The 24,390-nt window shown below is 63.0% G+C and carries 19 protein-coding genes; 13 read left to right on the forward strand and 6 right to left on the reverse strand.

The genetic code is table 11. The features are described from left to right. Nucleotides 1-205 precede the first annotated feature (205 nt). The 3 genes from QMA15_RS04765 to clpX all read left to right on the forward strand — a co-directional run bounded on the left by QMA15_RS04765 (nt 206) and on the right by clpX (nt 3,154). Complete coding sequence (locus tag QMA15_RS04765) at nt 206-793, forward strand: ATP-dependent Clp protease proteolytic subunit (protein WP_007730960.1); 588 nt, start codon at nt 206-208, stop codon at nt 791-793. Nucleotides 794-841: 48 nt separating this feature from the next. Then, nucleotides 842-1,504 (forward strand): ATP-dependent Clp protease proteolytic subunit, encoded by a 663-nt coding sequence (locus QMA15_RS04770; RefSeq protein ID WP_003944539.1) that lies wholly within the window; start codon nt 842-844, stop codon nt 1,502-1,504. 369 nt (nt 1,505-1,873) lie between these two features. Continuing rightward, nucleotides 1,874-3,154 (forward strand): ATP-dependent Clp protease ATP-binding subunit ClpX, encoded by a 1,281-nt coding sequence (gene clpX / locus QMA15_RS04775; protein ID WP_003944582.1) that lies wholly within the window; start codon nt 1,874-1,876, stop codon nt 3,152-3,154. An 83-nt stretch (nt 3,155-3,237) separates the two neighbouring features. On the opposite strand, the gene QMA15_RS04780 is transcribed toward clpX, so the two are convergent. From QMA15_RS04780 to QMA15_RS04790, 3 genes are all read right to left on the reverse strand, one after another. Next, the gene (locus QMA15_RS04780) at nt 3,238-4,575 is read right to left on the reverse strand and encodes an MFS transporter (RefSeq protein WP_020970000.1); all 1,338 of its coding nucleotides are present in this window, start codon (nt 4,573-4,575) and stop codon (nt 3,238-3,240) included. Nucleotides 4,576-4,778: 203 nt separating this feature from the next. Beyond that, nucleotides 4,779-7,001, reverse strand: coding sequence for a glycoside hydrolase family 3 C-terminal domain-containing protein (locus QMA15_RS04785; protein WP_279163980.1), 2,223 nt, complete (start codon nt 6,999-7,001; stop codon nt 4,779-4,781). A gap of 71 nt (nt 7,002-7,072) precedes the next feature. After that, a complete protein-coding gene (locus QMA15_RS04790; RefSeq protein WP_019749082.1) occupies nt 7,073-7,747 on the reverse strand; it encodes a TetR family transcriptional regulator in 675 nt (224 codons plus the stop codon). Nucleotides 7,748-7,874: 127 nt separating this feature from the next. On the opposite strand from QMA15_RS04790, the gene aroQ reads away from it, so the two are divergent. From aroQ to QMA15_RS04805, 3 genes are read left to right on the forward strand one after another with little or no spacing between them, the layout of a single operon-like run. Next, entirely contained in the window at nt 7,875-8,324 is a 450-nt protein-coding gene (gene aroQ / locus QMA15_RS04795; protein ID WP_029538345.1) for a type II 3-dehydroquinate dehydratase, read from the forward strand. Beyond that, nucleotides 8,324-9,202: a shikimate dehydrogenase gene (locus QMA15_RS04800; RefSeq protein ID WP_029255675.1), complete on the forward strand. Its 879-nt coding sequence runs from the start codon at nt 8,324-8,326 to the stop codon at nt 9,200-9,202. Before aroQ ends, QMA15_RS04800 begins: the two co-directional genes overlap by 1 nt. Further along, a complete protein-coding gene (locus tag QMA15_RS04805; RefSeq protein ID WP_020908230.1) occupies nt 9,199-11,112 on the forward strand; it encodes a sugar phosphate isomerase/epimerase and 4-hydroxyphenylpyruvate domain-containing protein in 1,914 nt (637 codons plus the stop codon). Before QMA15_RS04800 ends, QMA15_RS04805 begins: the two co-directional genes overlap by 4 nt. Here the strand turns inward: QMA15_RS04805 and fdhD are convergent. Both fdhD and QMA15_RS04815 read right to left on the reverse strand, forming a co-directional pair. Next, a complete protein-coding gene (gene fdhD / locus QMA15_RS04810) occupies nt 11,063-11,932 on the reverse strand; it encodes a formate dehydrogenase accessory sulfurtransferase FdhD (RefSeq protein WP_020908229.1) in 870 nt (289 codons plus the stop codon). The two genes, QMA15_RS04805 and fdhD, sit on opposite strands and share 50 nt — an antisense overlap. 1 nt (nt 11,933) lies before the next feature. Further along, nucleotides 11,934-14,243: an FdhF/YdeP family oxidoreductase gene (locus QMA15_RS04815; RefSeq protein WP_021344728.1), complete on the reverse strand. Its 2,310-nt coding sequence runs from the start codon at nt 14,241-14,243 to the stop codon at nt 11,934-11,936. Between the two features lie 120 nt (nt 14,244-14,363). Between QMA15_RS04815 and QMA15_RS04820 the strand changes: the two genes are divergently transcribed. The 3 genes from QMA15_RS04820 to QMA15_RS04830 all read left to right on the forward strand — a co-directional run bounded on the left by QMA15_RS04820 (nt 14,364) and on the right by QMA15_RS04830 (nt 18,095). Beyond that, nucleotides 14,364-15,371: an iron-siderophore ABC transporter substrate-binding protein gene (locus QMA15_RS04820; protein WP_019749076.1), complete on the forward strand. Its 1,008-nt coding sequence runs from the start codon at nt 14,364-14,366 to the stop codon at nt 15,369-15,371. A 63-nt stretch (nt 15,372-15,434) separates the two neighbouring features. Continuing rightward, entirely contained in the window at nt 15,435-16,049 is a 615-nt protein-coding gene (locus QMA15_RS04825; RefSeq protein WP_290283736.1) for a GNAT family N-acetyltransferase, read from the forward strand. Between the two features lie 12 nt (nt 16,050-16,061). Continuing rightward, entirely contained in the window at nt 16,062-18,095 is a 2,034-nt protein-coding gene (locus QMA15_RS04830; RefSeq protein ID WP_279163979.1) for a S9 family peptidase, read from the forward strand. A 72-nt stretch (nt 18,096-18,167) separates the two neighbouring features. Here the strand turns inward: QMA15_RS04830 and QMA15_RS04835 are convergent, their stop codons facing one another. Further along, complete coding sequence (locus QMA15_RS04835) at nt 18,168-18,869, reverse strand: hypothetical protein (protein ID WP_290283737.1); 702 nt, start codon at nt 18,867-18,869, stop codon at nt 18,168-18,170. A gap of 172 nt (nt 18,870-19,041) precedes the next feature. Here QMA15_RS04835 and QMA15_RS04840 point away from each other — a divergent pair, with 172 nt between their 5' ends. The 4 genes from QMA15_RS04840 to ndk are packed head-to-tail and all read left to right on the forward strand — an operon-like array spanning nt 19,042 to nt 24,049. Next, complete coding sequence (locus QMA15_RS04840) at nt 19,042-21,723, forward strand: valine--tRNA ligase (RefSeq protein ID WP_290283738.1); 2,682 nt, start codon at nt 19,042-19,044, stop codon at nt 21,721-21,723. Further along, nucleotides 21,720-23,159, forward strand: a complete 1,440-nt coding sequence (locus tag QMA15_RS04845) for a folylpolyglutamate synthase/dihydrofolate synthase family protein (protein ID WP_019749072.1) — start codon at nt 21,720-21,722, stop codon at nt 23,157-23,159. The genes QMA15_RS04840 and QMA15_RS04845 overlap by 4 nt, the downstream gene beginning before the upstream one ends. Further along, the gene (locus QMA15_RS04850) at nt 23,156-23,611 is read left to right on the forward strand and encodes a DUF4233 domain-containing protein (RefSeq protein ID WP_019749071.1); all 456 of its coding nucleotides are present in this window, start codon (nt 23,156-23,158) and stop codon (nt 23,609-23,611) included. Before QMA15_RS04845 ends, QMA15_RS04850 begins: the two co-directional genes overlap by 4 nt. A gap of 18 nt (nt 23,612-23,629) precedes the next feature. After that, the gene (ndk, locus tag QMA15_RS04855; RefSeq protein ID WP_019749070.1) at nt 23,630-24,049 is read left to right on the forward strand and encodes a nucleoside-diphosphate kinase; all 420 of its coding nucleotides are present in this window, start codon (nt 23,630-23,632) and stop codon (nt 24,047-24,049) included. The last annotated feature ends 341 nt before the right edge of the window (nt 24,050-24,390 follow it).

Here is a 24,390-nt window from a genome sequence, read left to right on the forward strand (position 1 = left end):
GACGGGTGTTTTCACCACGATCGACTGCACTGAGTTTTCCGCTTTGAGCGAAGTAGGGCGGCACCGGGACTCCGGTGCCGCCCTACTTCGTTACTGTCTGTGTCAGTAGAAGTGTTTCGCATAGACGATCCACCGCACAAGTAGATCCACATAGAAGGCAGGTACCGTGACTTCCAATCACCTGGAGACTTTGCAGAGTCCCGCCATGACTTCAGCGACCGCTGGGTTGAACCTCAGCGACTCGGTGTACGAGCGCTTGCTGCGAGAGCGCATCATTTTCCTCGGTACCCAGGTCGACGACGACATCGCCAACAAGCTGTGCGCGCAGATCCTGCTGCTCTCGGCCGAGGACCCGACGCGAGACATCTCGCTCTACATCAACTCGCCCGGTGGATCTGTCACCGCAGGTATGGCGATCTTCGACACGATGCAGTTCGCCGAGTGCGACATCGCCACCTTCGGTATGGGCCTTGCGGCGTCGATGGGTCAGTTCCTGCTCTCGGCAGGCACCAAGGGCAAGCGTTACGCACTGCCTCACGCCCGCATCATGATGCACCAGCCGTCCGCCGGTATCGGTGGTTCCGCCAGTGACATCGCGATCATGGCCGAGCAGTTCAAGCACACCAAGCGCGAAATGGCCGAGCTGATCGCTCAGCACACCGGCCAGACGGTCGAGCAGATCACCGCGGACTCCGACCGTGACCGTTGGTTCACGGCGAAGGAAGCTCTCGAGTACGGCTTCGTCGACCACGTCGTCTCCCGTGCGAATCAGGCCGGCGGCACCGGCAACTGAGCCGGTTCGTCCATCCTTTCGCTGCCCAATTCATACTTTGGAGAACTGATGACCAATCTTTTCGGAGCTAACTCGCTGGGCGGCCAGGCGCCGTCGGGCCCCCAATCGCGTTACATCCTGCCCCAGTTCACGGAGCAGACCAGCTACGGCGTCAAGACGTCCGACCCGTACAACAAGCTGTTCGAGGAGCGCATCATCTTCCTCGGCTCGCAGGTCGACGACGTCTCCGCCAACGACCTCATGGCACAGTTGCTCGTTCTCGAATCGCAGGATCCGGACCGCGACATCACCATGTACATCAACTCGCCCGGTGGTTCGTTCACCGCGCTGATGGCGATCTACGACACGATGCAGTACGTCCGTGCCGACATCTCCACCGTCTGCCTCGGTCAGGCTGCTTCGGCAGCTGCTGTGCTTCTCGCCGGTGGTACGCCGGGCAAGCGCTTCGCGCTCCCCAACTCGCGCATTCTGATTCACCAGCCGGCCACGGGCGGCATCCAGGGTCAGGTTTCCGATCTGGAGATCCAGGCTGCGGAAATCGAGCGTATGCGTCGACTCATGGAGAGCACGCTGTCGCTGCACACTGGCAAGGATCCGGAGACCATCCGCGTCGACACCGATCGCGACAAGATCCTCACGGCCGAGCAGGCCAAGGAGTACGGCATCATCGACGACGTGCTGGCTTACCGGAAGCTCAGCGCACAGAAGTAGTCGATTTCCGCCTCGTGTCGAGGATCTGTATTCCGATTCCCGACACGAGGCGGACACGTCGAGAAGTGCCTGGTGGAGCGCTCGCCAGGCTGAAATCTCGACTCTTTTCTTTTTTATCCGCAGGCGAAACGCCGAGAACAGGTCGACCCCGTTCGGGATCTGCGGGTACCGTCACTTCACGGGCTGGTTCTCGACCGGCGTTCTGCGATTGTTCGACCAGATTTGTTCGATCGGTTTGTTGATCAGTTTGTCTGATCCGACAACTTCTGATCTGACAACTTCTGATCTGATACCGAGTACTGCGGAGCGTCTCGACCGATCGAGTGGCGGCGAGTGCACGTACATGATGGAAAGTAGGGACCTCACGAGATGGCACGCATCGGCGACGGCGGGGATCTGCTCAAGTGCTCTTTCTGCGGCAAGAGTCAGAAGCAGGTCAAAAAGCTCATTGCAGGACCCGGGGTGTACATCTGCGACGAGTGCATCGACCTCTGCAACGAGATCATCGAAGAGGAATTGGCCGAGTCGAGCGAGGTCAAGCTCGACGAGCTTCCCAAGCCTGCGGAGATCCGAGAATTCCTCGAGAACTACGTCATCGGTCAGGATTCCGCCAAGCGGACGCTGGCCGTGGCCGTCTACAACCACTACAAGCGCATTCAGGCCGGAGACAAGGGCCGTGATGCGCGGGGTGAGACGGTTGAGCTCGCGAAATCCAACATCTTGATGCTCGGCCCCACTGGCTGTGGCAAGACGTACCTCGCTCAGACTCTCGCGAAGATGCTCAACGTCCCGTTCGCCATCGCCGATGCGACGGCGTTGACCGAGGCCGGCTACGTCGGTGAGGACGTCGAGAACATTCTGCTCAAGCTGATTCAGGCTGCCGACTACGACGTCAAGCGCGCCGAGACCGGAATCATCTACATCGACGAGGTCGACAAGATCGCTCGCAAGAGCGAGAACCCGTCGATCACGCGTGACGTCTCCGGCGAAGGTGTTCAGCAGGCGTTGCTGAAGATCCTCGAAGGTACGCAGGCGAGCGTCCCGCCGCAGGGTGGTCGCAAGCATCCGCACCAGGAATTCATTCAGATCGACACCACGAACGTGCTGTTCATCGTCGCGGGTGCTTTCGCTGGTCTCGAGCGGATCGTCTCCGATCGTGTCGGCAAGCGCGGTATCGGTTTCGGCGCCGAGGTTCGGTCGAAGGCCGAACTGGATACGGTCGATCGTTTCGCCGAGGTCATGCCGGAGGATTTGATCAAGTTCGGTCTGATTCCCGAGTTCATCGGCCGTTTGCCGATGATCGCGTCGGTGACCAACCTCGACAAGGAATCGCTCGTTCAGATCTTGTCGGAGCCCAAGAACGCTCTCGTCAAGCAGTACCGTCGTCTCTTCGACATGGACGGCGTCGAACTCGAGTTCACCGAAGAAGCGCTCGACGCTATCGCCGATCAGGCGATCTTGCGTGGAACCGGCGCTCGTGGTCTGCGCGCCATCATGGAAGAGGTTCTTCTTCCGGTGATGTACGACATCCCCAGCCGTGACGACGTCGAAAAGGTGGTCGTCACCGCGGAGACCGTCAACGACAACGTACTTCCGACCATCGTTCCGCGTAAGCCGGAGCGTGGCGAGCGTCGCGACAAGACGGCGTAGAAACTTCAAAACGACTGTGGCCCGGTATCTCTCGCGAGATGCCGGGCCACAGTCGTTCGTGCAGGGTGTCTGGGGGTGTTCGGCTAGATCGGGTTGCCGAGTTCCTTGAGGGGAGTGCGGAACGTCTCCTTGGCGGTGAACGCGGAGATCGCGCAGATGACGCAGGCCACCGATGTCAGAATGGCAACGGGCATCCAGTGTGTCTTGTCCCCGCCCATGAGGGCGTTGCCGATGGCGGGTGCAAAGCCTGCGAGGGCGAAGCCGACCTGGGTGCCGATCGCGATGCCGGAGTAGCGGACCTTGGTGTTGAACATTTCGGAGTAGAACGACGGCCAGATGGCATTCGGGGCAGCGTAGAAGACGGACATCAATCCGATTGCGGCCAGGAAGATCAGCGGGACGTTGCCGCTGGCGATTGCGCCGAAGTACACGTAGATGAACACCGCGCTACCGAGGGCGCCACCGATGAACAGCGGCCTGCGACCGATCCGGTCGGAGAGAATCGCCCAGGCGGGCTGGCTGAGCAAGGCCACGGCGTTGGCTGCGATGGCCACCCAGAGCATGGTCGACTTCGGAATCCCCACTTCCTCGGTGGTCGCGAAGGCGAGTCCGAAGACGGAGAAGATGGTCGAGACGACGGCGATGAAAGCGCAGCAGATCACGCGAATCAGATTTGCGCTGTGGGTGCGAAGGAGATCGGCAACAGGCAATTTGGCGACGGCCTTCGACTCCTGCTGCTCGGTGAACTCTTCCGGCTCTTCGAGCTTGAGACGCATGATGTATGCAGCCACGAGAACGATCAGGCTGCCCCAGAACGGGATTCGCCAGCCCCACGTGTAGAGGATGTCGTCGGGGAGTGCGGCGATGGGCAGGAAGACGAGGCTGGCGAGGATGAAGCCGGCCTGGGTGCCGTTGAGGGTCCAGCTGCAGAAGAATGCCCGTCGACCTTCGGGAGCATGTTCGAGAGTCAGTGAGCTGGCGCCACTCTGTTCACCAGCGGCGGAGATGCCCTGAGCGATTCTCATCAGGACCAGCAGTATCGGTGCAAGAACTCCGATCGAATCCGCGCTGGGAATACATCCGATGAGGAATGTTGCTGCGCCCATCATGATGAGCGTGAGCAGCATGATCTTCTTGCGGCCGACGCGGTCACCGAAATGGCCGAGGACCACAGCGCCGAGGGGACGCGCGACGTACGCGACACCGAAGGTGGCCAGCGAAAGCAGTGCCGCATGTCCGCTGTCAGGGAAGAACACGGTGGGGAAGATGAGTGCAGCGGCGGAGGCGTAGATGTAGAAGTCGTAGTACTCGAGCATGCTGCCGAGAAACGACGACGTTGCGGCGCGCTTGACCTTGGTCGTGTCCGGCCTGGCCAAGGATCCCGCCTCGGGGCCGGACGGTGTAACCGTGCTAGCTGACATGCTCATCTCCTGGGTGGAAGCGTCGTGGAGGCTCTACATCCGCCGATGATGTTCGTCGAGGGTGTTCGTATCGAGAACGTCTGTGCGGAGAGCGATACAAGGAATGTAACCGACGCCACAGCGACTGCACAAGATTATTAACCAAATAGTTCATAAAAATCTACCGGCGGACTCTTCGCACGTCGAAACCGCAGTTCAGGCGGTCAGGAGCCTGGCTGCGCGGCGGCCGCCACCAACTGCGCCACCTGTTCCTCGGTGATGCCGAGGCCGAAGGTGGCGAGTTTTTCGAGCGGCATCGAGCCTGCGAGGGCCATCATCTCGGGGCTGACCGCCTGTGCACCGTCGCCCGCTGCGGCAGCCATGGCGGCGCCGAGAACTGCGCTGCCGACGGGATGGGCGAGCCATTCGCCGATGGTCGACATGGCGTCGAGCGTGCCGACGCCGACGTTCCCGGCCAGGGTGATCGTGTCGGTGGTTGCGATGTCCCGAGACGAGAAGCCGACGCGGATCTCGTAGTCGCCAGGTTCGATCGCCCAGTCCTGCGCCGCGACGGACCAATAGGCGAATGCCCTGGTGTCGAGCGTGATGGTCACAGTCGCGGATTCGTCGGGGTCGAGGTAAACCTTGGCAAAGCCCTTCAATTCCTGCGCGGGTCGATCGATGCTTGCCGAGGCGTCGTGGACGTAGACCTGAACGACGGTGCTGCCCGATCGGTCGCCGCTGTTGCGCACGGTGACGGTCACTTCGGCGGAGTTCTCACCGGCCTCGACGGAGGTATCGGTGATGTCGAAGGTGGTGTAGCTCAGCCCGAACCCGAACGGGTACGCCACTTCGCGCAGCGCGGAGTCGTAGTAGCGGTATCCCACGTACAGGCCTTCGCCGTAGCGGACGTGCTGCTGTGATCCCGGGAAATGCAGATACGACGGATTGTCTTGGAGGCGAAGCGGAATGGTCTCCGTGAGGCGGCCGGACGGATTCGTGATGCCGAACAGAAGATCGGCAATCGCCGAGCCGCCCGCCTGGCCGAGTAGCCAACCCTCGAGGATTGCGGCGGCATGATCCTTCCAAGGCTCGGTCGAAACCACACCGCCGTTGGCGAGCACGACGACCGTGTTCGGGTTCGCGCCGTGGACCGCTTCCAGCAGGGCGATCTGGTCAGCCGGCAGTTCGATGTCGGTTCGGTCGAATCCTTCGGATTCTGTGGCGGACGGTAGTCCGAGGAACAGCACCGCGACGTCAGCGCGGCGTGCGGCGTCGACAGCCTCGGTGACCATGTCGTCGTTCGGAGTGCCGTCGAAGGTGAAGCCCGGTGCGAAAGTGACGCGGTCGGCGCCTTCGAGGTCGAGGATCGCGTCCAAGGCATTGTCGAGCTTGGTGGGAACCACCTGTGAACTGCCGGCCCCCTGGTACCGCGGGCTGCACGCGAATTCGCCGATCACCGCGACAGTTTGCCCGCCGGGGGTCAGCGGCAGTAGTTCTCCGTCGTTGGCCAGCAAGACAGCGGACTCCGCTGCAGCGGTCCGTGCCAGTTCGTGGTGACGCTCGACGTCGTACGTGTGGCCCTCGGTGCGCGCGGCGGCGGTGCGTTTCACCAGCGTAGACAGGCGCTCGGCGGCAGTGGTGAGCACTGATTCGTCCAGGTCGCCGCCGCGCACGGCGTCGACGATCTGGGTATCGGTTCCGGTCGGCGGCATTTCCAGGTCGAGGCCCGCGGCGAGTGCCGCCACGCGGTCGTTGACCGCTCCCCAGTCCGAAACGACGAGGCCGTCGAAGCCCCACTGTTCGCGGAGTACCTCGGTGAGCAGCCAATGGTTCTGGCTCGAGTACACACCGTTGATCTTGTTGTACGAGCACATGACCGTCGTCGGGGCCGCGGTCTTGACGGCGTATTCGAAGCCGGCCAGATAGATCTCGCGCAGCGTCCGTTCGTCGACGTCGGCACTGACTCTCATCCGGTCGTGTTCTTGGTTGTTGGCAGCGAAGTGCTTGAGCGAGGTTCCGACGCCGCGAGACTGGATGCCGGTGATCAGCGCTGCCGCGACGCGGCCGGAGAGGAATGGGTCCTCGGAGACGTATTCGAAATTCCTGCCACACAAGGGTGACCGTTTGATGTTGATGCCTGGGCCGAGGAGGACCGAGACCTGTTCGGCTTTGGCTTCGTCGCCCAGAGCCTCACCGACCTGGCGGATGAGGTCGAGGTTCCACGACGAGCCCAACCCGACCGCCGGTGGGAAACATGTCGCTGGAATGCTGTGGCCGAGTCCGAGTGCGTCGCCGCCCTCGGGTTGTTTCCGGACTCCGTGCGGACCGTCGGTCAGGAGTATCGATTCGATTCCGGCAACGGACTGGCTGTGCCAGAAATCCGAGCCGGACGTCAACGACGCCTTCTCCTCGAGTGAAAGCCCGTCTACGTAATTCTCGGTCACGTCATTCCTCCCGGTGGCAGCTGTGAGTTCCACTCACCACCGTAGGGGGATTTTTCGGACTTCGGGGTAGGTCAGGACGGCGCCTTCGAGGTCAGGAACGCAACAACCATGTCGCCGAGCATTGTTCGAAGATGCTCACGATGCGTCGAGTCGGTCAGATCGCGGTCGAAGAGCGCTTTGAAGGTGTACCGATTGGCGATACGAAAGACGCAGTAACTGCTGATCAACATGTGAATATCGAGAGCATCGACGTCGGAGCGGAATGCCCCAGACTGCTGCCCGTCGTGCAGGATCTGCGAGACCAGGTCGGCGGCAGGGGCGCCGAGGCCGCTGAGTAACTCGGATTTCTCGATGTGCTCGCCGCGGAGCATGTTCTCGTTGGCCACGAGCCGAATGAAATTCGGGTGCTGTTCGTGGTGGTCGAAGGTGAGTTCGGCCAAAGCGCGGACTGCTGCCGTGGGGTTCAATCCCTCGAGGTCGAGTTCACGTTCCTGCGCACGAATGACGCTGTACGCATGCTCGAGTACCGACTTGTACAGCCCTTCCTTGTCGGTGAAGTAGTAGTAGATCATGCGCTTGGTGGTATGCGTCTTGGTTGCGATCTCGTCGACCCGGGCGCCGGCGAAGCCTTTGTCGGCAAACTCCTCGGTCGCGACGGCGATGATGTTCACCCTGGTCAGATCGCTGTTTCGGCGTCGTTTCTCCGGCTTCGACACCACAGAGTTCACTGACTGCTCGGAAACCATGTGCTCACTCTATCTGCCAGCAGTTTGTCGACTTTGCTTGTCGAGTTCACGTCGGGGGAGTAACGTCCAGTGAACTAACTCACTAGTTCGTACATTAGTTTCGAGCGTCAACCCCGAGGTGCCCCTGATGACTCCATCTCTACCGGTTCTGGTCCTCAACGGACCCAACTTGAATTTGTTGGGCCAGCGCCAACCGGAGTTCTACGGGAGAGACACCCTGGACGACGTCGTTTCCCGCTGTGAAGCGGCGGCCGAGAAGTTCGGAGTGGTGGTCGAGGCAAAGCAGTCGAACCACGAGGGCCAACTGATCGATTGGGTCCACGAGGCCAGGGGAAATGTCGCGGGCATCGTCATCAATCCGGGTGGGTACTCGCACACCTCCGTTGCGTTGCGCGACGCTCTGGTCACACTCGATGCCCCCGTCGTGGAGGTGCACATCAGCAACATCCACAGTCGCGAAGAATTCCGTCACCACTCGTATGTCTCCGGCATCGCCGACGCCGTCATCTGTGGATTGGGAATCGACGGATACAGCGCCGCAGTCGAATTCGTCTGCATCCGAGAAGGGAAGAACTGATGAGTGATTCGATCCTCTGCGGTCTGATCGGCACCGGAATCGGAGCCTCCTTGACTCCGATCATGCACGAGGAAGAAGGGCGCAGACAGGGCCTGCCTTACGTCTACCGCATCCTCGATCTCGACGTGATGGGAATGGCGCCGTCGGACATCGGTGAACTTCTCACCTATGCAAGACGTTTCGGCTTCCGCGGCCTCAACATCACTCACCCGTGCAAGCAGTTGGTGATCGAGCACCTCGACGAGCTCTCGCCGGATGCGAGCCGGCTCGGTGCGGTGAACACGGTCCTCTTCGACTCCGGCAAGGCGATCGGACACAACACTGATTGGTCGGGCTTCGGCCGAAATTTCGACGACGGACTTCCCGGAGCACAGCTCGATCGCGTCGTGCAGCTCGGTGCCGGCGGAGCCGGTGCGGCGGTTGCCTATGCCGCGCTCACCCGGGGCGTCGGGACACTGACGTTGGTCGATTCGAGCCTGCCTCGCGCGCAGGAACTTGCACAAACCTTCGCGCAGCAGTTTCCGGCGCAGGTTGTCGAGGCGCGGCACACGAGCGACCTCGCCGAAGTGCTCGGCAACGCAAACGGATTGATCCACGCGACGCCAATGGGAATGGCGGCTCATCCTGGAATGGCATTCTCGCCAGATCTGCTCCGTCCAGATCTGTGGGTAGCGGAAATCGTCTACCGCCCGCTCGAGACCGAGCTGTTGCGTCAGGCGAGGTTGATCGGAGCCCCGACGCTCAGCGGAGGCGGAATGACTGTCTTTCAGGCCGTCGACGCGTTCCGGATCTTCACGGGCATCGAGCCCGACAGTAAGCGGATGCTCGCGCACATGACGGAACTCGTGCACGGCGAACAGACTGCGGCAGCGCTGTGAGTGCCCCGGTCCGGACGTCGATCGCGACGGTATCGCTCAGTGGGACTCTCGAGGAGAAGCTCGACGCCATCGCTGCTGCCGGCTTCGACGGCTTCGAGGTGTTCGAGCCGGATTTTGTCGCTTCGCCGTGGTCCCCGAAGGAATTGCGAACGCGGGCTGCGGATCTGGGCTTGACCCTCGATCTGTATCAGCCGTTCCGTGACTTCGACACGGTGGACGAGGCCCAATTTGCTCGGAATCTTGTTCGAGTGCAACGCAAATTCGAGCTGATGGATCAACTGGGGTGCGAGACGCTCCTGGTGTGCTCCTCGCCCCTGCCGACCGCAAGTCACGATGACGGTCAGTTGACAGAGCAATTCGGAGCTCTCGCCGAACTGGCGTCCGAGCACGGCAAGAAGGTTGCCTACGAGGCGCTCGCGTGGGGTGCCCACGTCAATACGTACGGCCATGCGTGGCAGATCGTCGAGGGCGTCGACCATCCTTCGCTCGGTACCTGTCTGGACAGCTTTCACATCCTCTCGCGCGGTGACGATCCCGCCGGAATTCGCGAGATTCCCGGCGAGAAGATCTTCTTCCTCCAGTTGGCGGACGCTCCGTTCTTGGCGATGGACATCCTCCAGTGGAGCCGGCATCACCGAAACTTCCCGGGGCAGGGCAGCTTCGATCTCAGTGCGTTCGCTCAGCATGTCTACGCCACCGGTTACGACGGACCGTGGTCGCTCGAGATCTTCAACGACGTATTCCGCCGCGCGGACACCCAGCGGACGGCAATCGACGCTCATCGGTCGCTCCTCCATCTGGAAGAACAGGTCGCTGCCGCGAACCCTGCCGCCGGTGGACCCACGCTGTTCACCGCCCCGGAGCGCACCCCGCTCGAAGGGATCGTGTCTCTGCGAATCGCTGCGGGTCCGGCTAAACAGGACCAGGTGCACTCGATGCTCTCTCGCGTCGGTTTCCATCTGGTCGGACGGCACCACGATCACGACTTGCAGTTGTGGCGGCACGGACCGCTCACCGTTGCCGTCGACGCGACAGCGGGCACGGTGTGGACGGCGCCCGGGCTGCCCGCGGATCTGCCGGTTCTCACTCAGATCGGCATCAGGGCAACCGAACCCGAAGTGTGGGGAGAGCGCGCTCTGGCTCTCGAAGTACCGGCGACGCGCGTGCAGTTGCCCGGTTCGAGCGACGAGAACTCCGAGGTACCGGACGTCGTACGCTTGAAGGTCACCGATGCGACATCGATCGACCTTCGTGGCCCCGGCAGCGCTGCAGCGTGGGAATCGGCATTCGAGATCTACCCGCTGCCCGCCGAGCGCAATCGTGAACAGGGCGCGGTGTTCACCGGGATCGACCACGTGGCACTGGCAGTTCCGGCCGAGAGTTGGGACGGCATCATGCTGCTCCTGCGGTCCGTGTTCGAGATGCAACCGCACGAGGGGCAGGATGTCACCGATTCGGTCGGACTCATGCGGAGCCAGGCACTCACGCTCGTTCAGGACGGTGACGGACATACCCTGCGGATCTCACTGAACATGGTGGAGGGCAGTCGAAGCGGGCTGCCGACGGTCCGTCGCGGCGGCGTCAGCCACGTCGCTTTCGCGTGTGAGAACATCTTCGGTGCCGCTGCGTCCATGCAGGACTGGGGCTTTGCTCCGCTACCCATTTCCCCGAATTACTACGACGATCTGGACGCACGTTTCGGTCTGAATTCAGAACTGCTCGACCGGATGCGCAGCGCCGGAATCCTTTACGACGCTGACGCCCGCGGTGAGTTCTTCCACCTGTTCACCCCGACGGTCGGGGGAGACCTTTTCTTCGAGGTCGTGCAGCGAGTGGGTGGATACGAGGGCTACGGGGAGGTCAACTCCGCTGTGCGACTGTCGGCTCAGTTGCGCGCGAATCAGACGTGACCTCGACTCGGTGCGGGTGCGAGTAGATATTCATCGAATCGCCGCGGATGAAACCGGCGAGGGTCAACCCCGATTCCTGTGCCAGCTCCACGGCCAATGACGACGGCGCGGAGACTGCGCCCAGAATCGGAATGCCCGCCATGACGGCCTTCTGGACGAGTTCGAACGACGCCCGCCCACTGACGATCAGGATCGTGTCGTAGAGCGGCACTCGGCCGTCGGTGATTGCCCAACCGATCACCTTGTCGACTGCGTTGTGCCGGCCGACGTCCTCGCGCAGCGCCAGGAGTTCGCCGGTGGCGGTGAACAATCCGGCTGCGTGCAGGCCTCCGGTGCGCTCGAAGATCCGTTGGCTCTCCCGGAGCGTGACCGGCATGGCCGACAGGACGGTGGAGGTGACGGAAGTCGTGTCACCGACCAGGGGATGCCGCGTGGTGGTTCGGACGGCATCGAGTGACGTCTTGCCGCACACGCCGCACGCGGAACTGACGACGGTGTTGCGATCGGTGGTGTGATCGGGCAACGGCACTCCGGGAGCGAGCGCAATGTCGAGGACGTTGTATGTGTTCGCGCCGGTTTCGTCGACGCCGTCGCAGTACCGGACGACGCTCACGTCGTCGCGGGTACCGATGACGCCTTCGCTGAGAAGGAATCCGTGGACGAGGTCGACGTCGTTGCCTGGTGTTCGCATCGTCACGGCCAGCACCTGACCGCCAACCCTCATTTCGAGTGGTTCTTCGACGGCCAGCGTGTCGGGGCGCGTGACGACCCGATCACCCGAGATTCGAACGACCGGTGTTCGTGCGGTGACCCGTCCCATCTCAGGCGCCTGATGCTTCGAGTCGAACAGTGACGGCCTTCGAGACCGGCGTGTTCGACTTGGCTGCAACGTGTTCGAGGGGTACGAGCGGATTTGTCTCGGGGTAGTACGCCGCCGCATTGCCGCGGGGGGTGTCGTAGGAGACGATGCGGAATTCCGTGACCCGACGCTCTTCGAGTGTTCCGTCTGGTGTTGTCCACTCGGACACGATGTCGACGAGATCGCCGTCGCGGAATCCGAGTGCAGTGATGTCTTCGGCATTGACGAGGATGACCTTGCGTCCGCCCTTGATACCGCGGTATCTGTCGTCGAGGCCGTAGATCGTGGTGTTGTACTGGTCGTGGCTGCGCATGGTCTGCAGAATCAGGCGCCCGCTCGGAGTGGGTATCCAGTGCAGTTCGTTCACGCCGAAGTTGGCTTTGCCGGTGTGCGTGCGGAACTCACGCGAGTCACGCGGTGGGTGTGGGAGCTGGAATCCATCCGGCTGGCGAACCCGGGTGTTGTAGTTTTCGCATCCGGGCACCACTCGTGAGATGGAGTCGCGAATCAGGTCGTAGTTGCCCTCGAAGGCCGACCAGCGGACGGAGTGATCGCTGCCGAGTAGTTCGCGGGCGAGTTGGCAGATGATGGCGACTTCGCTACGTAGGTAGGGGCTGACCGGCGTGAGGCGTCCGCGCGACAGGTGCACCATGGACATCGAATCTTCCACGGAGACAAGCTGCTTTCCGCCGGCCTGGACGTCGAGGTCGGTGCGTCCGAGGGTGGGGAGGATGATTGCGGTCTGCCCGTGAACGACGTGGCTTCGGTTCAGTTTGGTGGAAACCTGAACGGTGAGTTCGCATTGGCGCAGCGCGGTTTCGGTGGCTGCGGTGTCCGGGCTGGCCTGGATGAAGTTGCCGCCCATCGCCATGAAGAAGCTTGCCTTGCCGGCATTCATCGCGCGGATCGCGTCGACGGTGTCCCACCCGTGCTTGCGGGGGCTCGAGATCGAGAACTCGGTGTCGAGCGCGGCCAGGAACTCTTCCGGCATCTTCTCCCAGATGCCCATCGTGCGGTCACCCTGGACATTGGAGTGTCCTCGCACCGGACAGACCCCGGCACCGGGTTTGCCCATCATTCCACGCATGAGCAGCAGGTTGACCGCTTCTTCGATGGTGGCGACTCCGTGTGTGTGCTGAGTGATGCCCATGGCCCAGCAGGTGACGGTTCGCTCGGATCGGGCAAGCGCGGCAGCCGTTTCCTCGAGCTGCGCCATCGACAGGCCCGTCGCCTCGAGTACCGTGTCGAGATCGACCGCGCGGATGTGCTTCTCGTATTCGTCCCAACCGGCGCAGTAGCGGTCGACGAATGCGCGATCGACCACCGTGCCGGGAGCGCGATCTTCCTGCTCGAGCAGCAGCTTCCCCAAGCCTTGGAACAGCGCCATGTCGCCGCCCAGCCGGATCTGCAGGAACTCGTCCGCGATGTCGACTCCGTGCCCGATCACGCCGGAGACTTTCTGCGGATCCTTGAACCGCCGCAATCCCGCCTCGGGGAGGGGATTGATGGCAATGATCTTGGCGCCGTTGCCCTTTGCCTTCTCGAGTGTCGAGAGCATTCGAGGGTGGTTGGTGCCGGGATTCTGTCCGGCGATGAGGATGAGATCGGCGTTCTCGAGGTCGGGAACCGTCACCGAGCCTTTGCCGATGCCGATGGATTCGGTCAGTGCGCTTCCGGACGACTCGTGACACATGTTGGAACAGTCGGGCATGTTGTTGGTGCCGTAGCTACGAATCATCAACTGGTAGAGAAACGCTGCTTCGTTGGACGTGCGACCGGAGGTGTAGAACACTGCTTCGTCCGGCGACGCGAGGCCGTTCAGATGTTCGGCGATCAGTGCGTACGCGCCGTCCCAGTCGATCGGCTGGTAATGGGTTGCTCCCGGGGTCAGGACCATCGGGTGCGTCAGTCGGCCCTGTTGGCCGAGCCAGTAATCGGTCTTGCCTTCGAGGTCGGCGATCGAGTGCTCCGCGAAGAATTCAGGCGTGACCGTGCGAAGCGTTGCTTCCTCGGCAACGGCCTTCGCTCCGTTCTCGCAGAACTCGGCGGGCTTGCGATGTCCGGGAGTCTCCGGCCACGCACACCCCGGGCAGTCGAAGCCGTGACGCTGGTTGAGCCTGGTGAGCGTTCGGGCGGTCCGCAAGGCTCCCATCTGCTCGATTCCTCGTTGCAGCGACACCAGAACGGCCGGCACTCCGGCGGCGTAGTCCTTGGGATGCGTGACTTCGAGATCCGATTCGTCGATGTCTTTCGAGGGGCCCTGGCGCGTCATGTCTCCATACTGGCCCGAACGGCGCGGTACTGCCATCGAATGGGCCGGTCGAACTCACCGGAATGCGACATTCATCGGCTAGCCTTACCTACCGAACGAGCGGACTTAAGGGGTAAGAGCATGGATCGAACGGACGCAGGTCGGCTGACCCGGCGCGGATTTCTGATCGGCACGTCGGGAGCGTTGCTGGCATTCGCCGCAGCCTGCTCCAGTTCGAACGACGAGGACACGCCCCCCAGCGGTGACTCTGCGGGATCGATCACCCACAAATTTGGGGCTACCGAGCTGCCCGAGGATCCGCAGCGGATCGTCAGTGTCGGATACAACGATCAAGATGCGATCCTCGCCCTCGGTGGGACTTTGGTCGGAACCTTCGACTGGTACGGCGATTACCCCTACGGTGTGTGGCCATGGGCGCAGCCGCTGCTGAACGGGGCGACTCCCGAGATCATCGGAACCGCGGGCACCACCATTCAGATGGAGAAGGTCGCTGCCACGACACCCGACCTGATTGTCGGCACCTACTCCGGGCTCACTCAGGCGCAGTACGACAAACTCAGTGCCATTGCGCCGACGGTGGCGCAGCCGAAGGAGTTCGCGGATTACGGAATCCCCTGGCAGAACCAGACGACCATCATCGGCGAAGCGCTGGGGCAGCAAGGAAAGGCCACCGAGCTGATCGCCGGCGTCGACAAGAAGTTCGCCGACGTGAAGACGGCCAATCCGGCGTTTGCCGGCAAGACCGTTCTGGTCGGCGCGTTGAAGGGGCCGGGGCAATTCGGGGTCTACGGACCGGAAGACCCCAAGGTGAGGTTCTTCACTGAACTCGGATTCGTGAATCCGCCTGTCACCGATCAGATCACGGGTAACTTCGCCGAGATCAGCACCGAGCAACTCTCGCTTGCGGACGTCGACGTACTCGTCTGGTACGCCGGTGGTGGCTACGGCGACAAGCTTCGGGCGGAATTGGACAAGACCCCGATCTACCAGGAACTCGACGTCGTGAAGGACGGCCGCGCGATCATTCTGGAAGACGCTGCTGCCGAAGCCATGACGTGGAGCACCGTACTGAGCTTGCCGTATGCGCTCGAACAGATTCCGCCGCGGATTGCGGGCTTGCTCGTCTGATCGGTTCAAGGACAGCGCTGTTCAAAGTCCAGGGATTCGGACAGTCGGCGGTACTCTCGCCTCATGGGTGTACACGTGCGGCCGGCTGTCCGATCCGATATTCCGGCGCTGTCGGCGGTGTTGGCCGAGGCGTTCGAAGATGATCCTTTGATGGCCTGGATGTTGCCGGACGAGGACTCCAGGGCTGAGCGCCTGACGAAACTGTTTGCCGCAGAAGCTCGTTACCACCACTTCGCCGGTGGCGGTGTCGAGGTGGCCACCGATGACAACGGCGTGATCGGCGGGGCAACTCTGTGGGATCCGCCGGGGCGGTGGAAGCAGTCGTGGATTTCCGGGCTCGTGAGCCTGCCCGCAATGGTGAGTGTCTTCGGCAGGGGGCTACGACACGCGGCCGAGGTCAGCTCCGTTCTCGAAGGAGCACATCCGAATTCGCCGCACTGGTATCTCGCGACGGTCGGGACCGGCAGCGCGGCGCGCGGTGGGGGATACGGCAAAGCCCTACTGAACTCCCGGTTGGAGCGTTGCGATCGTGAACACGTCGACGCTTACCTCGAGAGCAGCAAGGAATCGAACATCCCGTACTACAACCGCTTCGGTTTCGAAGTGACCCGTGACATCGTCATGCCAGGCGGCGGGCCGACGATCTACGCAATGATGCGTCAACCGCGGGGCGCGTGATACCAACTAGTGGTGACCCAGATTCCCGAGCTCCACGCAGGCACACCGTTCGACGAACTCGACGACTACATCGCCTTGGCCAGGTTGTCCAGCCTGGTGTTGTCACCCGACGGCTCGCTGCTGATCTGCGCGCGCGCCGTTCTCGACGACAAGAGCGCCGAATACGTGTCCTCGTTGTGGGAGATCGACCCGGAAGGTCGGCGTCCGGCGCGTCGGTTGACCTGGGGCTCGACCAGCGAGTCGGGTGCTGCCTTCGCGTTCGACGGCGACGTGCTCTTCACCGCCACGCGAGCCGTGCCGGGCGAGAGCGATCCGCAACCCGCACTCTGGCGCTTGCCCGCGGCGGGCGGAGAAGCTCAGCTGTTGATCTCACGTCCCGGTGGTGTCTCGTCGGTATCAGCGGCCAAGGCGGCGCCGACGTTCGTGGCCCAGACTTCGGTCATGGCTTCGGCGATCAGCCTCGACCAGGACGATCAGGTGCGATCGGCGCGCAAGGACAAGAAGGTCACGGCGATGCTGCACACCGGATATCCGGTGCGCCACTGGGACCACGACCTGGGCCCCGATCATCCGCATCTGGTTGTCGCCGAGACGGATTCGAAGGAATCCGTCGAGTTGCGGGACATCACACCGACTGCAGCCGCGGCGCTGCGAGAGACGTCGACCACGATTTCCGACGACGGTCTCTTCGTCGTGACAACGTGGACTGTCGGCGATGCGAGTGCCGCCCGCCGATCGACGTTGGTTCGGATCGACACGGTGACCGGCGACCGAACCACCCTTGTCGACGAGGCCGACGCGGACGTCTACAACCCGGTGCTCTCACCGGACGGAACCAAGCTCGCGTTCATCCGGGAGACTCTCACCACGCCGGAGTTCGCACCGCGAATGACTCTGCAGCTCTACGACTTCGGATCCGGTGCCGTGACCGGCGTCGCCGACGGCTGGGACCGCTGGCCCACCTCACTTGCCTGGCTACCCGACGGATCCGGGCTGGTGGTCACCGCGGACGACGGCGGCCGAGGGCCGATCTTCACCATCGACCTGTGGGGCCAGCCGGTGCGCCTGACAGCCGACGACGCGGCGTACACCGATGTTCGAGTGGCGCCGGACGGCGAGTCGATCTACGCGTTGCGAGCCTCCTACGAAGCGCCCCCGCACGTGGTGCGGGTGGATCTGGGATCCGGTGAGATCACCGCACTTCGTGGACCCGACGCATTGCCGGAGCTGCCGGGAACACTGACCGAGATCACCGCTCGCGCCGAGGACGGTTCGACAGTCCGGAGTTGGTTGGCACTGCCGACCGGCGCCGCACCGCACGCGCCGGTGCCGTTGCTCCTCTGGGTCCACGGCGGCCCACTCGGTTCGTGGAACACCTGGTCCTGGCGGTGGAACCCGTGGCTGCTCGTCGCCAAGGGCTATGCCGTACTGCTGCCCGATCCCGCACTCTCGACCGGATACGGGCAGGATTTCGTCCAGCGCGGGTGGGGTCAGTGGGGCAAGGCGCCCTTCACCGATCTGATGGCGATCACCGATGCTGCCGTCGCGCAGCCCGAGATCGACCCCAAGCGAACCGGCGCGATGGGTGGTTCGTTCGGCGGTTACATGGCCAACTGGATCGCCGGCCATACCAACCGTTTCGACGCGATCGTCACCCACGCAAGCCTCTGGGCACTCGATCAATTCGGCCCGACGACGGACGCGGCCTGGTACTGGCAACGCGAGATGTCGCCGGAGATGGCCGTCGAGAACTCGCCACACCTGTACGTCGCGGACATCACGACTCCGATGCTGGTCATCCATGGCGACAAGGACTACCGGGTTCCTATCGGTGAGGGCTTGCGACTCTGGTACGAACTGCTCGCCGAGTCAGGTCTGCCCGCCGACGACGACGGGAAAACGGACCATCGCTTCCTGTACTTCCCCGACGAGAATCACTGGGTGCTCAAGCCGCAGCACACCAAGATCTGGTACGAGGTGGTCACCGCGTTCCTCTCCGAGCACGTTCTCGGCGAAGATGTCGCGCTGCCGGAGATTCTGGGCTGAACGCGCGCATGCCTCGTTCGGCTGAAGCAGCCGAACGAGGCACGATCGTCTTCGCGCGGATCCGGACCGGACTCAGGCGCCGGGGCAACGAACGGTGTACGACCACTCGGTGTGGTCAGGGCCCGTGACGCGAACCAGAACGGACGACGCCCCACCGGCGGGCACGTTGACGACAGCTGAACCAGTTCCCTCGTTGATGTTGTCGCCGATGTATCCGCTGCTGTGGATCAACCGACCTTCGTAGTACACCTCGATCAGGTCCGGGACGTTTTCGGTCTCGTAGCCGAGCACGAACGAGGTCGGGCCACCGCGGCCGAGTTCGTGCTTGGTGCTGGTGATTCCTGCGCCGCCCGAGACGGTCGAGGCGTCGCAGCGCTGCGTGGGTGCAAACGATCCGCCGCCGCCGCTGCCGCTGGCCAGGCCACTGAGAATGTCCCTGACGTTGCCACTGGCCAGGCCGTTGACGATGTCCGTCGCGCTGGTCGAGCCGGCGTTCAGGCCGCCGAGGACGTCGTTGAGGTTCCCAGTGGCGATCCCGCCGACGATGTCGCCCACGCTGCCGCTGGCGATGCCGTTTGCGATGTCGTTCCCGATATCGCCGACGCTTCCGTTGATCGTGGCGCTACCACTGTCGATGCTTCCTTGCACACTTTCTTCGATGCCGGGGGCAGCGGACGCAGTCGCCGGAAGCACGAGGGCAACCGCCGCTCCGATCGTCGCGGCCGCCGCCAACGTTCGAACGCCGGGACGGCGAGAACTCCAGTTGTTCAACATATTTGCTCCACAGGTAGTTGGTCGGTCGTCCTTCAGAGCGATCCTGTCAGCGGAGCGGATCGGTGAATATCGTTTGTTCGGCTGACCCCGGACTGCGGGGCAGTCGTTCGTGTGCGCCGCGGCGGCCGACGGGCGAATTCGTTCACGACGGGGGAGTCATTAGGATCAAGTGGTGACCAGTGCAGCTCCAGAGAACCCCCAGACCCCCGCCGACGCCCTACCCAAGAGCTGGGACCCCAGCGCTGTAGAGGCCGATCTGTATCAAGGCTGGGTAGACGCCGGGTACTTCCAGGCCGACGCGACCAGCGACAAGCCCGGCTACTCCATCGTGCTGCCGCCCCCGAACGTCACGGGCAGCTTGCACATGGGCCATGCCCTGGATCACACCCTCATGGACGTGCTCAGCCGTCGCAAGCGGATGCAGGGCTACGAGGTGCTGTGGCTACCTGGCATGGACCACGCCGGTATCGCCACGCAGTCCGTCGTCGAGAAGCAGCTCGCTGCCGACGGCAAGACAAAGGAAGATTTCGGCCGCGAGCTCTTCATCGACAAGGTCTGGGACTGGAAGCGCGAATCCGGTGGAACTATCGGGGGCCAGATGCGGCGCATCGGTGACGGTGTCGACTGGAGTCGCGATCGTTTCACCATGGACGAGGGCCTCTCGCGCGCCGTCCAGACCGTCTTCAAGCGCATGTTCGACGAGGGTCTGATCTACCGCGCCGAGCGTCTCGTGAACTGGTCGCCGGTGCTGCAGACCGCGATCTCCGACATCGAGGTGAAGTTCGAGGACGTCGAGGGTGAGCTGGTTTCCCTGCGCTACGGCTCGCTCGACGACAACGAGCCGCACGTCATCGTCGCGACCACTCGCGTCGAGACGATGCTCGGTGATACCGCAGTGGCGGTCCATCCCGAAGACGAGCGCTACAAGCACCTCATCGGAACCACTCTCGATCATCCGTTCACCGGGCGTCAGATTCCGATCATCGTGGACGACTACGTCGACCCCGAGTTCGGAACCGGCGCAGTGAAGATCACGCCGGCTCACGACCCCAACGACTTCGAGATGGGCCTGCGGCACAACCTGCCGATGCCCACGATCATGGACAAGACCGGCAAGATCGCCGACACGGGAACCGAATTCGACGGTATGGACCGCTTCGAGGCTCGCGTCAAGGTTCGCGAAGCTCTCGCCGAGCAGGGCCGCGTCGTCGCCGAGAAGCGCCCGTACCTGCACAGCGTCGGGCACTCCGAGCGCAGTGGCGAGGCCATCGAGCCTCGTCTCTCGTTGCAGTGGTGGGTCAAGGTCGAGACGCTCGCCAAGGCTGCGGGTGACGCGGTTCGCAACGGGGACACCGTCATTCACCCGGCGAGCCAGGAACCGCGATGGTTCGACTGGGTCGACAATATGCACGACTGGTGCATTTCCCGCCAGCTCTGGTGGGGCCACCGCATTCCGGTCTGGTACGGCCCCGAGGGTGAAGTTGCGTGCTTCGGTCCCGACGAAACAGCGCCGGAAGGCTGGGTCCAGGATCCCGACGTCCTCGACACCTGGTTCTCCTCGGGACTGTGGCCCTTCTCGACGATGGGCTGGCCGGACAACACGCCCGAGCTCGAAAAGTTCTATCCCACCAGCGTTCTCGTCACCGGCTACGACATCCTGTTCTTCTGGGTCGCCCGTATGATGATGTTCGGCACCTACGTGTCCGAGGACGAGTCGATCACCGCCGGTCCGGGTAAGTCCGGTGCGCAGATGCCGTTCAAGGACGTGTTCCTGCACGGACTGGTCCGCGATCAGTACGGCAAGAAGATGTCGAAGTCTCGCGGCAACGGTATCGACCCACTCGACTGGGTCGATCGTTTCGGCGCCGACGCCCTGCGATTCACACTCGCGCGCGGCGCCAACCCGGGCAGTGACCTGTCCGTCGGTGAGGATTCGGCGCAGTCCTCGCGCAACTTCGCGACCAAGTTGTTCAACGCGACCAAGTTCGCACTGATGAACGGCGCTGCTCCCGCGCCGCTACCCGCTCGAAGCGAACTGACCGACGCCGACCGTTGGATCCTCGACCGTCTCGACACGGTCCAGGCCGAGGCGGACGCCGCATTCGATCGCTACGAGTTCAGCAAGGCGTGCGAAGGCTTGTTCCACTTCGCGTGGGACGAGGTCTGTGACTGGTACCTCGAACTCGCCAAGGTGCAGTTCGCCGCCGACGAGGCTGTCGCCGCGAACACCCGCGCCGTGCTCGGCAATGTTCTCGATGCACTGCTCCGCCTCCTGCACCCGGTCATTCCGTTCGTGACCGAAACCCTGTGGAAGGTGCTCACCGGCGGCGAATCCGTCGTCGTCGCCGACTGGCCGACGTTGTCCGGTGTGGCGGTCGACGCCCAGGCCGCCACCAGGATCGAAGACACGCAGAAGCTGATCACCGAGGTGCGACGTTTCCGAAACGATCAGGGGCTCAAGCCTTCCCAGAAGGTTCCGGCTCGTGCGTCCGGGCTCTCGGAGGCAGGCATGGACGGCCAGTTCGCCTACGTGGCGGCGCTTGCCAAGCTGACCGAACCCGAAGAGGGGTTCACCGCGTCGATCTCCGTCGAGGTGCGTCTGAGCCAGGGCACCGTCACGGTCGACATCGACACCTCGGGCACCATCGACCTCGGCGCGGAGAAGAAGCGGCTCGAAAAGGACCTCGCGGCAGCGCAGAAGGAGCTCGTCACCGCTGACAACAAGCTGGCGAACGAGGCCTTCCTGGCGAAGGCGCCCGACGCCGTCGTCGACAAGATCAAGACACGTCGCCAGATCGCCGTCGAAGAGATCGAGCGCATCACAGGACGTCTGAAGGAGTTGGCCGACAAGTGAGTTCGTACGAGCCGTCCCAATTCGACGCTCAGAGTTCGGTTCCGACTCCGGTCGACATCGCCGAACTGGCGCTGGTGGAAGCAGAACTCGACAAGCGTTGGCCTGAGACCAAGATCGAGCCGTCACTGACTCGTATCGAGGCGCTCATGGATGTCCTGGGCTCACCGCAGCACAACTATCCGTCGGTGCACGTCACGGGAACCAACGGCAAGACGTCGGTGACGCGCATGATCGACTCCTTGATGAGCGCTCTGCATCGTCGTACCGGCCGAACCACCAGCCCTCATCTGCAGATCGCGACCGAGCGGATCAGCATCGACGGTCATCCGATCTCCCCGCGGCTCTACGTGGACACGTTCCGCGAGATCGAGCCGTACGTGCAGATGATCGACGCACAGTCGCAGGAAGCCGGGGGACCGGCGATGAGCAAGTTCGAAGTGCTCACTGCGATGGCCTATGCGGCATTCGCGGAGGCTCCGGTGGACGTCGCCGTGGTCGAGGTCGGCCTCGGCGGACGCTGGGACGCCACGAACGTGATCGACGGACAGGTCGCGGTGATCACGCCGATCAGCCTCGATCACGCCGAGTACCTGGGCACCGACCTGGCCGGAATCGCGGAGGAGAAGGCCGGGATCATCAAGAAGGGCCGCGAGGACTTGGTTCCGGTGGACACCGTCGCGATCATCGCCGAGCAGACTCCAGAAGTCATGGAGGTATTGCTGCGCCGAGCAGTCGAGGTCGAGGCCGCGGTCGCGCGTGAAGGCTCGGAGTTCAAGGTGCTTGCTCGCCAGATCGCGGTAGGTGGACAGCAGCTCGAACTTCAAGGCCTGAGTGGTGTGTACACCGACATCTTCCTCCCCCTTCACGGTGAGCATCAGGCGCGCAACGCCGCGCTCGCGCTCGCTGCCGTCGAAGCGTTCTTCGGCGCCGGTCCGGATCGACAACTGGATCAGGACGCAATCCGCAACGGGTTCGCCTCGATCGTCAATCCCGGTCGCCTCGAACGTGTTCGGAGTGCGCCGACGGTCTTTCTCGACGCCGCCCACAATCCCGACGGTGCGCGTGCTCTCGCCGCCGCACTGGCCGCGGAGTTCGACTTCCGCAAGCTCGTGGGAGTTGTCAGCGTCATGGCGGACAAGGACGTCGACGCCATCTTGACCGCATTCGAATCCGTCTTCGACGAGATCGTCGTCACCCACAACGGGTCACCCCGGGCGATGGATGTCGAGGAGCTGGCGAACATTGCCGTCGCGAAGTTCGGCGACGAGCGCGTCGTCGTGGCGCCGGTGCTTGCCGACGCGCTGGAAGTCGCGATCGAAATCGCCGAGCAGGTCGCCGAACCCGGCGAAGCCGTATCAGGGGCAGGTGTGGTGGTGACGGGATCCGTCGTGACCGCAGGCGCCGCCCGCACGCTGTTCGGAAAGGACCCCGCGTGAGTACCCCGTCAGATGCCAATCCCGAGTCCGGAGGCCACGAGCCCGGAGACCCCGAGTCCGGAGACACTGCCGGCGAGTTCGGGCCTCCGACCAAGGACCCTTGGAAAAGTTTCCGCGGAGTGATGGCCGGAACCCTGATCCTCGAGGCGATCGTCGTGCTGCTGGCTTTGCCGGTTGTCGCGGTCGTCGGCGGTGGCCTCACCGCGGCCTCCGCGGGATTCATCATCGGGTTGGCGGTACTGATGATTCTGGGAGCCGGCGTCCAGGGCAAGCCGTGGGCGATGGGGTTCAACGTCGCACTGCAGGTGATTCTTCTATTCGGTTTCTTCGTCCACCCGTCGATTGCCGGTGTGGCGATCACCTTCGGGATCGTCTGGGGATACCTCGTCTACCTGCAGAGAGACATCAAGCGCCGGATGGACAAGGGCCTGCTTCCCGGCCAGCGGGACTGACCATTTAGGCTGTCCGCTGTGACTGAGCGCACCCTCGTACTGATCAAGCCCGACGCCGTTGCCCGTGGATACGTAGGAGAAATCCTCAGCCGTATCGAGCGCAAAGGCCTGACAATTGCAGCACTCGAACTCCGTGTAGCTTCCGAAGAGGTGGCTGGTAGCCACTACGCAGAACACGCCGAGCGCCCGTTCTACCCGAGCTTGTTGGAGTTCATCACCTCCGGTCCGCTGGTGGCCGCAGTGCTCGAAGGCCCCCGCGCCATCGCTGCTTTCCGTCAGTTGGCCGGCGGAACCGACCCGGTCGACAAAGCTCTTCCGGGCACCATCCGTGGCGACTTCGGACTCGAAGCGCAGCAGAACCTCGTTCACGGCAGTGACTCCGTGGAGTCGGCAGAGCGCGAAATCGCTCTGTGGTTCCCCGCGCTGTCGTCCATCTGAATCTTCGATCGGGGCCTCTGGCCCACATGTAACGGGCCTCTGGCCCACATGAACGGGCCTTCGGCCCACATCTCCACAGCGAATTCTCGGCACGTATCCCACATCGGTGCGCCCTTTGCAGTTGCAGGCGCGTTGGTGTGGGATAATGCTTTCAGTTGAACCGCAATTTGTTTTACGCACGTTCAACCGGATGACACCTAGGTTCGATGCCCTTTCATCGCTGCTCCAGGTCAACAGGAAATCCCTGGACCTCTGCACGCTGGATGATCAGGCGCTCGCGCACAGGACAACGGCCATCCAGCCAGGCACTTCATGTGCTCGCAGTGAATAACGGGCATTGC

Source organism: Rhodococcus sp. APC 3903 (assembly GCF_030407755.1).
Lineage (GTDB): Bacteria > Actinomycetota > Actinomycetes > Mycobacteriales > Mycobacteriaceae > Rhodococcus_F > Rhodococcus_F erythropolis.